Consider the following 13,101-nt stretch of genomic DNA (forward strand, 5'->3'; position numbering starts at 1 on the left):
GGCGGGACCGGATGACCGGCGGGAGGCGTCTTGTCGTCCGGCCGGTCCTTCGGATCGGGGCCGGTCCAGCCTCCGGTGTCGCTCATCGGGTCTTCTCCAACTTCCTGCGGGTCGCTTCGCCGCCCACTCTCGCAGAGCGGTCCGGCACCGGCCACGGGTGGCACGCGGCCGCCGCCGAGTCGTGATCTCTCCCTCGCGGGACGCGCGCTGACTATGCTGGCGGCCGATGACGTCTCCGCCGCCCCGGGAACCGTTGCCGCCGCCCTCGTCCGCGCCGCGGCACCGGGCGGAGCGTCGTTCCTCGCGGCCGGTGACCGCGTTCGCGCTGAGCGCCGTGGTGGTGCTGCTCGCGGGGCTGGTGGTGTTCATCGCGGTCGGCAACAGGCCGGACTCGCCGTCGCCGACCGTGGCCGCCCCGACGAGCACCGCGGCCAGCGGCGGCAACGCGGCGGGCGCGGCGACCGGCTCGGTGGACGGCGAGAAGATCCTTGCGCTGGCGAGCCACCCGATCCTGCAGAACCCGGACGACGGGCTGCAGAACTTCGCGTGCGAGCTGCCGGAGTGGCGCAGCGACCAGGCGTCGGCCGAGGCGTTCTTCACCGCCGCCGACCAGTGCCTCAACCAGGCCTGGGGCGAGTTCCTGGAGCGCTACCACCTGCCGTTCACCCCGCCGACCCTGCACTTCCCGACCGGCACCCACTTCACCACCGCGTGCGGCACGATCGCGGTGAGCGTGGCGACGGCGGCCTACTACTGCGACGACAACCTGTACGTGCCCTTCCGCGGCCTGCAGACCGACCAGTACGGCGACAACCCGGGTGTCTACCTGGCGCTGTTCGCGCACGAGTACGGCCACCACGTGCAGGAGGTCGCCGGGATCATGGACGCGGTGTGGCAGCAGATCTACGCCGTCGGGCAGAACAGCCCGGCCGGGCTGGAGCTGTCGCGGCGCAAGGAGCTGCAGGCGCAGTGCTTTTCGGGGATGTTCCTGGGCGCGGTGGTCGACCGGGGCGGCTCCGTGACGCGCGACATGTACGCCAAGGCCTGGCGAGACCAGGACACCCGCGGCGACAACACCTCCGGCAGCTCCGACCACGGCACCAACGCGCACTACGCGCAGTGGTGGCGGACGGGCGCGCAGTTCAACCGGATCGCGAAGTGCAACACGTTCGCGGCCCCGGCGGCGGAGGTCCGCTGAGGGCGGTTCCGGGCGGGCGCCGCGGCCGGGGCCAGCCGACGCGCACTTCCCGGATGTGCCCGACGGGTCACGCCCACGCGGTGCAGGTGGCATCGGGAAGGCTGCCCTCCGCGTGTCGCGGGTGATGTGGCCTCACCTCCTCCGGTGGGGCCAGCAGCGTCGGCGCGCCGGGTCAGCTCGCGGCAGGGATCTCCGCGCGGCGCGGGCCGCGGTGGATCAGGAATGCGTAGGTGCCTCCGCCGAGGCAGCTCAGCGCCAGCAGCGCCAGCCCGATCGGGCGGCGCAGGTCGTCGTGGCCGGTGACCACGTCCGCCAGGTGCACCTGGATCTCCCCGTCGCCCGCGGAGGCCGGCACCGTGACGTCGACCCGGTCGTTCTGGTCGTGCCCGCACGCGTCCAGGATCCCCGTGCGGGTCCGGCCGTCGACCGTGATCTCCACCGTCTCCTGCGGGTTCGGCGCCGTGCACTCGGCACCCTTGGTGACCGTGGCCTGCGCGACCGTGCCCTGCGCCGCGGCCGCGGTGCCCAGCACGCCCGGCCCCGCCCACCACACGGCGGTCACGATGGCGATGCCGACCAGCACGGCGACGGCGAGGGTGTTCCAGCGCAGCACGATCACCATGCTTCCAGAAGCGCCGGGTGAAGCACAGCCGCCGACGGGCTGCCGAGATCTATCACTCAACCCGGTCGGCCGGGGTCACTTTCCTCACGTAGAGCAACCGGTCGCCGGGTTCGATGGCGTCCACGGCGGGCGAGTCCACCCGGTACAGCTGCCCGTCGCGCACCACGCCGAGCACGATGTCCGGCAGGTGCCGCGGCGAGCCGCCCTCCTCGGACTTCTCCGCCGGGCGCTCGGCGATCGCCAGCCCGGACTCCGGGGTCAGCAGGTCCTCGAACATGTCGACCACGACCGGCGTGGACGTCGCCATGCCGAGCAGCCGTCCCGCGGTCTCGCTCGACACCACCACCTGGTTCGCGCCGGACTGCTTGAGCAGGTGCACGTTCTCCGCCTCGCGCACCGACACCACGATGTGCGCCTTGGGCGCCAGTTCCCGCGCGGTGAGCGTGGCCAGCACCGCCGAGTCGTCGCGATCCGCGGCCACCACGACCGCCCGCGCCCGCTGCACCGCCGCCACCCGCAGCACGTCCGACCGGGTGGCCGAGCCGTGCACGGTGACCAGGCCCAGCGCGGCGGCCGCGTCGAGCGCCTGCTGGTCGGTGTCCACCACGACGATCTTGTTCGGCTCGATCGCCTCGTCACCGAGCAGGGTCTTGACCGCGGCCCGGCCCTTGGTCCCGAACCCGACGACCACCACGTGGTCCCGCACCTTGGTCCTCCACTTCTGGATCCGGAGCGCCTGCCGCGACCGCTCGGTCAGCACCTCGAGCGTGGTGCCGACCAGGACGATCAGGAACAGCACCCGCAACGGCGTGATCACCAGCACGTTGATCAGCCGGGCCGTGCTCGTGACCGGGGTGATGTCACCGTAACCGGTGGTCGAGAGCGACACCGTGGCGTAGTAGAACGCGTCGAGCAGCGAGAGCCCGTCCTCGTTGACGTCCCGGTAGCCGTCCCGCCCCAGGTAGACGATGAACACGGCCGCCACCAGCGCGACCAGCGCCCACAGGACCCGTCTGCCGATGGACCGGATCGGGCTGACCGCCGGCTCCGGCATCCGGACGACGCCGACGAGCGAGTGGTCCGGTTCGTCCGCGACACGCACCCGCGGATCGTAAGGGATCATGTCAGGCCTCGCTAGGGCTGTGGCACGCTGCGGAGCAGATCGCGCAGACCGTCCGCGTCGAGCAGGTCCACCGGGCGCACCGTGTGGTCCTCGCGCACGTAGTGGAAGGCGGCGCGCACCTTCTCCAACGGCGTTCCGGACAGCGACGCCCAAGCCAGACGGTACGCCGCCAGCTGCACGGCGAGCGAGGCCATCCGGCCCTCCTCGGGCACGGCGCCGGTCTTCCAGTCCACGACGGTCCAGCCGCCGTCCGGATCGGCGAACACGGCGTCCATCCGCCCGCGCACGGTCACGCCGTCCACCTCGGTGGAGAACGGCACCTCCACCTCGTGCGGCGTGCGCGACGCCCAGGCGCTGCGGTCGAAGGCCTCCTGCAGCGCTTCGAGCGCGTCGTCGCCGGCCTCGTCCGGGTCGGCGGCGCCGGGCAGCTCGTCGAGGTCGAACAGCCGGTCACCGGCGAAGCGGCGCTCCAGCCAGCCGTGGAAGGCGGTGCCGCGGCGGGCGAAGGTGTTGGGCGGCACCGGCAGCGGGCGGCGCAGGCGGCGCGCGAGTCCGGCCGGGTCCGCGGCGAGCTCGACGAGCTGGCTCACCGACAGGTGGTCGGGCAGCGCGACCTGGTCGGCGGTGCCGGCGCGCTTGGCGTACTCGGCGAGCAGCACGTCGGTGTCGGCGATCCAGCCGTCCGGATCGTCCTCGTCCTCGTCCTCCTCGACCTCGCCGTCGGCCAGCGCGGTGCGGACCAGGTCGGCGCCCTCGTGCACGGCGTCGCGGCGGCCGGTCAGCGGGTCGGACGGCCAGTGCGCCGTCCGGGCCTGGCTGACCAGTGGGTTCTCCTCGTCGGCCGGTGGTTCCTCGGCCCACGCGGCGACCTTGCCGACGCCGTCGGCGGCCAGTTCGCCGACCTCCAGCAGGAAGTCCGAGGGGCCCTTGGGACGGGTGCTCGTCTCGTTCCACCAGTGCCCGGACACGACGAGCGCGCGCTCGGAGCGGGTCAGCGCGACGTAGCAGAGGCGGCGTTCCTCGTCGGCCTCGCGCTCGGCGAAGTCCTGCTCGTGGATCTCGAACGCCTCGATGACCTCCTTGCGGTCCATGCCGTCGGACACGCGCAGCTTCGGCAGGTCCGCGGAGTCACCGCGCAGCGCGGCGGGCAGCGACGTGACGGTGCGCAGCCAGGACGAGGACCGGCGCTTGTTGGGGAAGACCTCGCGCGCCAGGTGCGGCACGGCGACGACCTCCCACTCCAGGCCCTTCGCGGAGTGGACGGTCAGCACCTGCACGCGGTCCGGCACCACCTCGACCTCGCCCGGGGTGAGGCCGTCCTCGGCGTGCGCGGCGGTCGCCAGGTAGTCCACGAAGGACATCAGGGTGGCGGTGGGCGAGGTCTCCGCGAAGTCGGTGACCACGTCGGCGAAGGCGTCCAGGTGGGCGCGGCGGGCGCTGCCGGGGCGGGCCTGCGCTTCCACGTCGAGCAGCATGGTCCGTTCGACGTCGGCGACCAGCTCGGGCAGCGACTGGTCGAGGCGGCGGCGCAGCGCGGCGAGTTCCTGGCCGAGTTGCCGGATGCGGCGGTAGCCCTCCGGGGAGTAGCGCTTGGGGTCGCCCGGGTCGTCGAGCGCGTCGATGAGGCCGGTCTGCTCGGCGCGTTCGGCGAACAGCTCGTCCACCTTGGACTCTTCGGTGGGCGGGGGCGCGGAGATCTCGTTGGCGCGCCGCCACAACGCGGCGAGGTCGGCGGCCGCGAGGCGCCAGCGGGCACCGGTGAGCAGGCGGGCGGCGGCGGTGCCGGCGAGCGGGTCGGCGAGGACGCGCAGGGTGGCGACGAGGTCGGCCACCTCGGGTTCGTCGAGGAGCCCGCCGACGCCGACGACCTCGACCGGCAGGCCGCGGGCCCGCAGCTCGGCGGCGATCGGGGCCATGTCGGCGCGGCGGCGGACGAGGACGGCGGCGGTGGGCGGGGCGCCGTGCTCGTCCTGGTGGGCGAACCACCTGCGCGCCACGGCGTCGGCGACCCATTCGCGTTCGGTGCGGATGTCCGGCAGCAGGGCGACCTCGATGTCGGCGGGGTCGGCGTTGTCGCGGGCGCGGAGCCGTTCGACGCCGAGGCCGCGCCGGCGCAGCGGTTCGGCGATGCCGTTGGCGAGGACGAGGACCTCGGCGGGGTTGCGGAAGCTGGTGAGCAGGCCGTACTCGTGGGCGGGTTCGAGGCCCGGGCGCGGGAAGTCGGTGGTGAAGCGGGGCAGGTTGGCCGCGCTGGCGCCGCGCCAGCCGTAGATGGCCTGTGCGGGGTCGCCGACCGCGGTGACCGGCAGCGGCTCGTTCTCGACGCCGCCGAAGAGCGCGCGCAGCAGGATGCGCTGGGCGTGGCCGGTGTCCTGGTACTCGTCGAGGAGGACGGCGCCGTAGCGGGCGCGTTCGCCCTCGGCGACGGCCGGGTGCAGGTCGCGCAGGGTCGCGGCGAGGGACATCTGGTCGGCGAAGTCGAGTGCGCCCTCGGCTCGTTTGCGGCGCTGGTACTCCTCGATGAGCGGGATGAGCGAGAGGCGGAACTTCTGCGCGGCGATGATGTCGGTCAGCGACTTGGGCATCGCGGCGCGCTGGCCCTTGGCGCGCGGGGCGCGTTCGATGAGGTCACACAGCCAGCGGGTGTACTCGGCGAGTTTCTCTTCGGTGACCAGGTGTTCGCCGAGTTCGCCGGTGAGGGCGAGGAGTTGCGCGGTGACCGAGGCGGGGACGCGGTCGGTGTCCAGGTCTTCGTCCCAGGTCGACACCACGCGGTGGGCGAGCTGCCAGGAGCTGGTTTCGGAGAGCAGGCGGACGCCGGGTTGCACGGGCAGGCGCAGGCCGTGCTCGGCGAGGAGGCGGCCGGCGTAGGCGTGGTAGGTGAGGACGGTGGGTTCCCCGGCGAGCACCGCGGCCCGGCGCGCGCCGCCCGGGTCGAGCCGGTCGAGGAGGCCGGAGCCGGCGAGACGGCGCAGGCGGGCGCGGACGCGGTCGGCGAGCTGGCGGGCGGCCTTGCGGGTGAACGTGAGGCCCAGGACGCGCTCCGGGGTGACGAACCCGTTGGCGACGAGCCAGACCACCCGGGCGGCCATGGTCTCGGTCTTCCCGGCCCCAGCCCCCGCGACGACGAGCGCGGGCTCGATGGGCGCCGCGATGACCGCCGCTTGCTCCGGGGTGGGCGGGTGCAGGCCGAGCGCGTGCGCGATCTCGGCCGGGGAGGCGATCTCGGTCATGGCTTGGCTCCCGTGCTGGACACGGGAGCGGCTTGCGACGCCGCCCGCGGCGCGAGCCCCGGCGCAGGCGCGGCCACGCACAGCGCGGAGGCAGTGGGGGTTGGCACGCGCAGCGCGGCCTCAGCAGGAACCGCCACGCGCAACGCGGCCTCGGCGGTCGTCGAGCCGTTCGGCACCGCCACGCGGACCGCCGCCCCCGCAGGAGCCGCCGCGCGTAGCGCGGCTTCGGCGGTCGCCGAGGTATTCGGCACCGCCATCCGCACCACCGCCCGCCGCCCGGGCGCCGTGGCAGGCATCGCGGCGCTCGGCACTGCCCCCGCCCAAGGCGCCCAGCGCCGGATCACAAGTGTGATCGCGCGTGGCCGGTGCGCAGTAGCAGCCGTGCCGGCGGGTTTCGCGGAACCGGTCACGGCCCCGTCACCTGCCTGCCCTCCGGTCGCAGCGGGCAGGAACCCTTCGCGGGGCAGCGGTCGCAGTCCGGGTTCTCCGTGGCCTCGTACGCCGGGCCCGTCGCCGACGCCGCCACCTTCCGCACCAGCTCCAGCCACTCCCGGCCGCTCTCGTCGTCGAGCGGGGGCTGCTCCCGCACCGTCGCGCCCGTCTTGTTGTGCGACTTCGCCAGGTACACCAGCTTCGCCCCGCCGGGACGCTTCCCGCCGCCGAACGCGCCCAGCAGCACCGACAACTGGTACGCCGCCAGCTGCGGGTTCAGCTCGGCATCCGCGGCGCTCACCGCGGTCTTCCCCGTCTTCAGGTCGACGATCACGGGCCGCCCCTCGGCGTCGTGCTCCAGGCGGTCCACCCGGCCGCGCAGCTTGACCAGCAGACCGTCGCCACCGACCGGCAGCTCGACCTCGATGTCCTGCTCGATGCCCATCTGCTGCAGCTCGTGCCGCGAACTCGCCAGCCACGCCAGGAAGTTGCGCACCATCTGCTCGACCCGGTTCCGCTCGCGCCGCGAGAACCACGGCGCGCCCGCGTCGACCTTCGCCCACGCCTCGTCCAGCGCGCGCCGCAGGCCCTCGTCGTCCACGCCGTCCGCCGCGGCCTGCGCCAGCTCGTGCACCAGCGTCCCGGTGATCGCCGCCAGCTGGGCCGGGTCAGACCCGCCGTGCCGTTCGATCAGCCACCGCAACGGGCACTTCTTCAGAGTGTCCACAGTGGACGGCGAAATGCGCACCACGTCACCCTCGCCGTACAGTGGCGTGTCCGTCGACGTCTCCACCAGCCCGTACCAGGAATCCGGGTGCGCGCCCGGCACCCCGGCCCGCGCGAGCAGCACCAGCTGCCGCGCCGCCCGCGCCCGCCGGTCCGGCGGCACGTCCGGGTCGCACACCGCGCGCCGCAGGTCGCCGACCAGCTCGGCCAGCACCAGCGACCGCCCCGGCGGCTTGACCCGCGAGTCCAGCCCGGACTCGTCCGCGCTGTTGGCCTCCAGGTCGTCGACGAACCGCGACGGCTGCTCGTCCTCCCCGATCACGGCGCTCACCAGCAGCGTCCGCTTCGCGCGGCCGAGCGCCAGGTAGAACAGCCGCCGCTCCTCGGCCAGGATGGGCGCCGTCGCCGACACCGTCTCCTCCTCCAGCCCGGACAGCAGGTCCACCAGCCGCTCGACCCCGAGCAGCGAGCCACGCAGCCGCAGGTCCGGCCAGCTGCCCTCCTGCACGTTCGCCACGGCCACGACCGTCCACTCGCGACCGGCCGCCCCGTGCGCGGTCAGCAGGGACACGCCCTCGCCGCGCATCGCCACCGGCGCCAGGCTGTCGCCCGCGATGTTCTGCGACGACAGGTAGTCCGCGAACGCCGCCACGCTCGCCTTCGGCAGCCGGTCGACGTAGTTGCCCGCGGCGTGGAACAGCGCCACCACCGCGTCCAGGTCGCGGTCGGCCTGCGCGCCCAGCGTCCCGCCGCGCGCGGACAGCCGCACCCACCGCTTCTGCAGGCCGCTCTCCTGCCACACGTCCCACAGGACCTGCTCGACCCCCGCGCCCCGGCCGATCGCCGCGCGCGCGACCGCGATCAGACCACCGACCCGCCGGATCGGCGCCGCCTCGGCCTCCGCGAGACCGCCGAGCTTGTCGTTGTCCCGCAACACTTCCACGAGCAGCTCGTCACTGGACCGCTCACCGCCACCGGCCAGCTCCAGCCGCCGCAGACCACGCCGCATCCGGCGCAGCGCCAGCGGATCGGCGCCACCGAGCGGGGACGCCAGCAGCATCTCGGCGGTGTCGACGTCGAGCAGCGCGGGATCACCGGCGACGCGCAGCACCGCGAGCAGCGGCCGCACCGCCGGCTGGCGGGCCAGCGGCAGCTCCTCCACCGCCGACGCGATGGGCACCCCCGCGGCCCGCAACGCCCGCTGCAGCACCGGGAACGACCGCCCCGGCGAGCGCACCAGCACGGCCATCTCCGACCACGGCACGCCGTCGATGAGGTGCGCGCGGCGCAGCTGGTCGGCGACCCAGCTCGCCTCGGCGGACGGGGTCGGCAGCAGCCGGACCTTCACCTCGCCTTCGTCGGCCTTCGGGTCGACGCTGATCGCGCGGTGCCGGTTCGCGCCCGGCAGGGTCGCGCCGAGCTTCGTCACCGCCTCGTGCACGGCCAGGCTCAACCGGTGGGTCCGGGTCAGCGTCACCGTGCGGCCGCCGTCGGCGTCGGCGCGCGTGAGCAGGTTCGGGTCGGCGCCGCGGAAGGAGAAGATCGCCTGGTCCGGGTCGCCGGTCACGACGAAGTCCTCGGCCGCGGTGCCGAGCAGCCGCAGCAGGCGGAACTGCAGGTGGTCCAGGTGCTGGGCATCGTCGACGAACACGTGCCGGATCCGCGCCTGCTCGCGCGCCAGCAGGTCCGGGTCGCCCTCCAGCTCGACGAGCGCGCTCGCGACCAGCTCGGCGGCGTCCAGCGCGGGCGAACCGGGCGCGCCGAGCGCGTTGCCTCCCGCGCCCTGCAGGACCGTGACCTCCTCGTACTGCCGCCAGAACACCCCGGCCGCGACCCACTCCGGGCGGTCCTTGCGCCTGCCGAGTTTGACCAGGTCCTCCGGGCCCAGACCGCGTTCGGCGGCACGCAGCAGCAGGTCGCGCAGCTCCTCGGCGAAGCCGGGCACAGCCAGCGCGCGCCGCAGCTGCTCGGGCCAGTCCGGCGCGCCCTCGGCGAGGTCGCCGGCGAGCAGCTCGCGGACCACGACGTCCTGCTCCGGGCTGGACAGCAGCCGCGGCGCCGGCACGTCCTGCAACCCGGCCTGCAGGCGCAGCAAGGAGAACGCGTAGGAGTGGACGGTGCGCACGATCGGCTCGCGGATCGTGCGGGGCACGCCGTCACCGGCGGTGACGCGGCGGGTGATCTCGGCACGCAGGGCGTTCGCCGCGCGGCGGGACGCGGTGAGCACCAGCAGGCTCTCCGGATCGGCGCCACCGGCGATGCGGGCCGCCGCCGCGCTCGTGATCAGGGTGGTCTTGCCGGTGCCCGGTCCACCGAGGACGCGGACGAACCCGCGGGGCGCCGCCAGCACCGCCCGCGCGTCGTCGTCCCAGCGTTCCGGGCGCTGCTCGGGGGCGGGCGGCCGGACCAGCCGCGCGCCCGCCCGGGACCGGGTGCCCTCTGCGCTCACGTCTGGCATGGAATCACGACCGCCCGACAGAACCGGGGACCGGCACACCCTGGCGGTAGTTTGGTCACGTGAACGAGGAGCTGCACGAGCGGGTGCGCGAGGTGGTCGCGACCGTGCCGCCGGGGAAGGTCGCCACGTACGGTGACATCGCGGCGATCGCCGGCGCCCCGTCACCCCGGATGATCGGCCGGATCCTGTCCGAGGACGGCGCGGACCTGCCGTGGCACCGGATCCTGCGCGCCAACGGCACGCCCGCGCCGCACCTCGTGCACCGGCAGCTGGAACTCCTCCGGGCGGAGGGCGTGCTGGCGGACGGTCAGAAAGTCAACCTGAAGACCTACCGCTGGCGGCCGTAGAGCCGCTGGTCGAAGAACTCGACGAGGCCGGTGCGCTGGAAGTCCAGGCTGTGGGCGGCGTCGACGTCGCCGATCCAGGGCGCGGTGATCGCCGGATCGACGCCGAGCCGGGGCAGCAGGAACTGGTAGTCGGTGTAGCTGAAGTGCTCGCCGCCGGCCAGGTGCCGCTGCTCGCCTGGCCGCGCTGGTTGCTCAGGAACTCCTGCCAGGACCCGTCCGTGGCGGCGCTGTGGTCACCGGCGCTCATCAGCAGGAACGGCTGGTCCAGGCCCTGCTCGACGGCCTGCCCGAAGATCCGGTCCCGCTGCGAGTAGGCCATGCTGCCGTCCAGGTCGGCGCCCGCGTCGATCCGCGGGTCGGCCAGCATCGTCTCGGCCGTGGTGAACCCGCCGGCCGAATGCCCGAACATGCCGATCCGGGTCAGGTCGAGCGAGCGGCCCAGCCGGGCGGGCAGCGCACGCCCTTCCGCGTCCGGGTTGCCGCCCCGCGCGAGGACTTCGAGCTGGTCGAGGACGAACCGGGCGTCCGCGACGCGGGTGGCGATCATCCGGCGGCCGACCTCGACGCTCTGCGGTGGCAGGGCGCCGCGCACCAGGCGGCCGTCCGGGAACTCCACCACGGACGTCTCGCCGGGGTGGTCGAACGCGACGGTGACGTACCCCCGGCTCGCGAGCTCCTCCAGCTGGGTGGTCGCCAGCGCGCGGGGCTGCTCGGCGCCCGGTGTGTAGAGCACGACGGGCAGATGTCCGGCGGCGACGGGCGCGCCGGAGCGTGCGTTGGTGGCGAAGCCGTAGTCCAGCCGGGCGGGGTCCATGCCGAGCCGGGCGGCGTCGGCTTCGGCGATCACGGCGGCGGCGCCGGGTGTCAGGAACGGCGCCCGCGGGCCGCGGTCGTGGATCGCGGGGTAACGCACCGTCGCCATCAGCTCGCGGTCGCGGGCCTGGGCGGCCAGGTGCAGCTCGGTGACTCCGACGGCGAACGGGCCGGACGGTTCCGGCAGGGCGAGTGCCGTCCCGGCCGACGCCGGGACCACGGTGAGCGCGAAGGCGGCGGCGGTGAGCAGTGCGAGGCGGCGGATCGTCGATCTTGGTTTGACCATGCACCGAACCTAGGAAGCGGCCGGACCGGGCACATCGGGTTGATCACCGGGAGCGGCCCGGAGATCTCCCCCTAGGTGCCCAGCTCCGCGACCAGCAGCTTGACCAGCGCGCCCAGCCGCTGGCGGTCCGGTTGCAGGGTCGGCACTCCGGCCTCGGTGAACGGTGCGGCCGTCACCGGGCCCACGCACGCGCACACCACGTCACCCCGCAGGGCCCGCACCAGCTCGTCGTACCTGCCGCGCTCGCGGGCCAGCTCCAGCATGTTCGCGCTGGCCGGGGCGCTCGTGAAGGCCAGCGCCCGCACCGTGCCGGCCAGCACGCCGTCCAGCAGCTCGTGCGCCGGGTGCAGGTCCGCGGGCCACTCCCACCGGTACGGCTGCACCTCGATCACCCGCGCGCCGGCCTCCCGCAGCGGCGCGGTGTGCTCGGGCAGCGGCGAGCCGTGCAGCTGGACCGCCAGCCGCGCGCCCGCGACCCCGGCGTCCAGCAGGTGACCGAACAGCTGCCGGTTGCTCTCCTCGGGCGCGGCCCACTCCTCGGTGAGCCCGACGCCCCGCACCGCGCCCTTGCCCTTCGGGCCGCGGACGAACACCCGCGCCCGGGTCAGCGACGCCAGCAGGTCCTCCCGCAGCCCCCACCCCTCGGCGGCGTCCACCCAGCCGCGGAACCCGGCGCCGGTGGTGACCGCGAGGATGTCCAGCGGTTCGGCGAGGACCTCCTCGGTGGCCGCGCGCAGCCGGGCGTCGTCGGGCAGCGGGACGATGTGGATCAGCGGCGCGTGCCGCACGGTGGCGCCGTGGCGTTCCAGCGCGCCGATGAACTCCTCGGCCCGCCGTTCCGCGGTCACCCCGATCGTGACTCCGCTCAGATCACCCATAGAACGCACCCATCCGGTCCACCGCGGCCGCCACCTGGTCACGCAGGTCCGCGGGCTCCAGCACCCGCAGCTCGGGCCCGAACCGCAGCAGCTCCCCAAGTGCCGGGGCGCCGGGTTCCACCGGTAACTCCACGCGCAACCACCCGTCTTCGTCCGGCACCTCGCGGCACTCGCGCAGAGCGCGGGCACCCACCGCGCCCAGGTAGAACGGTACGAGGTCCCGGCCCAGCGGAGACAGCCGCACCACGGCGACCCGCGGGTACATCCGCCGCTCGAACTGCTCCGACCACTCCCGCCAATAGGCGGCCAGGTCGAACCCGGCCGGGCGCTCGAACGCGGCGCCGGGTTCGAGCGAGCGGATCCGGGACATTCGATAGGTCCGGATCGCACCCTCACACTGTGCGGCAAGGTACCAGTTCCCGGCCTTGAGGATCAGCCCCAGCGGCTCCAGCAGCCGGTTCGTCTCGCTGTTGTCCCACCGCCGGTACTTCACCGAAACCCGCCGCGAATCCCACACCGCCTGGGCGACCTCGGCCAGGTGCGGCAGGCTTTCGATGCCGCGGAACCAGCCGGGCACGTCGAGCACGAACCGCTCGGCGACCTTGCCCGCGCGGCTGCGCAGCTCGTCCGGCAGCGCGGCGTAGAGCTTGAGCTGGGCGGCGGTCAGCACGGTGACCACGCCCAGCTCGGCGGCCGCGTCGGGCAGCCCGGCCAGCGGGAGCGACTGGGCTTCCTCGCCGGTCAGGCCGGTGAGGCGGGTGCGGTAGCCGTCGAGCAGCCGGTAGCCGCCGGCCCGGCCGCGTTCGGCGTAGACCGGCACCCCGGCGGCGGACAGCGACTCGATGTCCCGGTACACGGTCCGCACCGACACTTCGAGCTCCTCCGCCAGCTCCTCGGCGGTCATCCGGCCGCGGTTCTGCAGGAGCAGCAGCACCGACAGCAACCTGCTCGCGCGCATGGACCCAGTATTCCCCGGAAACCTGAC

The 13,101-nt window shown here is 74.2% G+C and carries 9 protein-coding genes; 2 read left to right on the plus strand and 7 right to left on the minus strand.

Translation table 11 applies throughout. From position 1 onward, the window contains the following. The first annotated feature begins 226 nt into the window (after window positions 1-226). On the plus strand, window positions 227-1,198 hold the full coding sequence (locus tag D0D28_RS18245) for a neutral zinc metallopeptidase (RefSeq protein ID WP_240323255.1): 972 nt from the start codon (window positions 227-229) through the stop codon (window positions 1,196-1,198). Window positions 1,199-1,370: 172 nt separating this feature from the next. On the opposite strand, the gene D0D28_RS18250 is transcribed toward D0D28_RS18245, so the two are convergent. The 4 genes from D0D28_RS18250 to D0D28_RS18265 form a co-directional block, all read right to left on the minus strand. Further along, on the minus strand, window positions 1,371-1,820 hold the full coding sequence (locus tag D0D28_RS18250) for a hypothetical protein (RefSeq protein ID WP_094006808.1): 450 nt from the start codon (window positions 1,818-1,820) through the stop codon (window positions 1,371-1,373). Window positions 1,821-1,872: 52 nt separating this feature from the next. Continuing rightward, entirely contained in the window at window positions 1,873-2,943 is a 1,071-nt protein-coding gene (locus D0D28_RS18255; RefSeq protein WP_094006809.1) for a potassium channel family protein, read from the minus strand. Window positions 2,944-2,954: 11 nt separating this feature from the next. Further along, window positions 2,955-6,176 carry an ATP-dependent helicase gene (locus D0D28_RS18260; protein ID WP_116111407.1) on the minus strand — a complete coding sequence of 1,074 codons (3,222 nt, stop codon included), beginning with the start codon at window positions 6,174-6,176 and terminating at the stop codon, window positions 2,955-2,957. Window positions 6,177-6,582: 406 nt separating this feature from the next. Continuing rightward, the gene (locus tag D0D28_RS18265) at window positions 6,583-9,792 is read right to left on the minus strand and encodes an ATP-dependent helicase (protein ID WP_430732398.1); all 3,210 of its coding nucleotides are present in this window, start codon (window positions 9,790-9,792) and stop codon (window positions 6,583-6,585) included. A gap of 59 nt (window positions 9,793-9,851) precedes the next feature. Between D0D28_RS18265 and D0D28_RS18270 the strand changes: the two genes are divergently transcribed. Next, window positions 9,852-10,139 (plus strand): MGMT family protein, encoded by a 288-nt coding sequence (locus D0D28_RS18270; RefSeq protein ID WP_116111409.1) that lies wholly within the window; start codon window positions 9,852-9,854, stop codon window positions 10,137-10,139. Here D0D28_RS18270 and D0D28_RS18275 read toward each other — a convergent pair. From D0D28_RS18275 to D0D28_RS18285, 3 genes are all read right to left on the minus strand, one after another. Beyond that, window positions 10,108-11,238, minus strand: a complete 1,131-nt coding sequence (locus tag D0D28_RS18275) for an alpha/beta hydrolase family protein (RefSeq protein WP_240323256.1) — start codon at window positions 11,236-11,238, stop codon at window positions 10,108-10,110. The two genes, D0D28_RS18270 and D0D28_RS18275, sit on opposite strands and share 32 nt — an antisense overlap. 71 nt (window positions 11,239-11,309) lie before the next feature. Further along, window positions 11,310-12,116, minus strand: coding sequence for a uroporphyrinogen-III synthase (locus D0D28_RS18280; RefSeq protein ID WP_094006814.1), 807 nt, complete (start codon window positions 12,114-12,116; stop codon window positions 11,310-11,312). Beyond that, complete coding sequence (locus tag D0D28_RS18285; RefSeq protein WP_116111410.1) at window positions 12,109-13,074, minus strand: helix-turn-helix transcriptional regulator; 966 nt, start codon at window positions 13,072-13,074, stop codon at window positions 12,109-12,111. The genes D0D28_RS18280 and D0D28_RS18285 overlap by 8 nt, the downstream gene beginning before the upstream one ends. Window positions 13,075-13,101 lie beyond the last annotated feature (27 nt).

It is taken from the genome of Amycolatopsis ruanii (assembly GCF_003385175.1).
GTDB lineage: Bacteria > Actinomycetota > Actinomycetes > Mycobacteriales > Pseudonocardiaceae > Amycolatopsis_E > Amycolatopsis_E thermalba.

Bases quoted from the DNA above. Each gene is read 5' to 3' on its own strand.
- D0D28_RS18280 (WP_094006814.1), bottom strand. From the start codon at position 12,116: ATGGGTGATCTGAGCGGAGTCACGATCGGGGTGACCGCGGAACGGCGG.
- D0D28_RS18250 (WP_094006808.1), bottom strand. From the start codon at position 1,820: ATGGTGATCGTGCTGCGCTGGAACACCCTCGCCGTCGCCGTGCTGGTC.
- D0D28_RS18285 (WP_116111410.1), bottom strand. From the start codon at position 13,074: ATGCGCGCGAGCAGGTTGCTGTCGGTGCTGCTGCTCCTGCAGAACCGC.
- D0D28_RS18245 (WP_240323255.1), top strand. From the start codon at position 227: ATGACGTCTCCGCCGCCCCGGGAACCGTTGCCGCCGCCCTCGTCCGCG.
- D0D28_RS18260 (WP_116111407.1), bottom strand. From the start codon at position 6,176: ATGACCGAGATCGCCTCCCCGGCCGAGATCGCGCACGCGCTCGGCCTG.
- D0D28_RS18255 (WP_094006809.1), bottom strand. From the start codon at position 2,943: ATGATCCCTTACGATCCGCGGGTGCGTGTCGCGGACGAACCGGACCAC.
- D0D28_RS18265 (WP_430732398.1), bottom strand. From the start codon at position 9,792: ATGCCAGACGTGAGCGCAGAGGGCACCCGGTCCCGGGCGGGCGCGCGG.
- D0D28_RS18275 (WP_240323256.1), bottom strand. From the start codon at position 11,238: ATGGTCAAACCAAGATCGACGATCCGCCGCCTCGCACTGCTCACCGCC.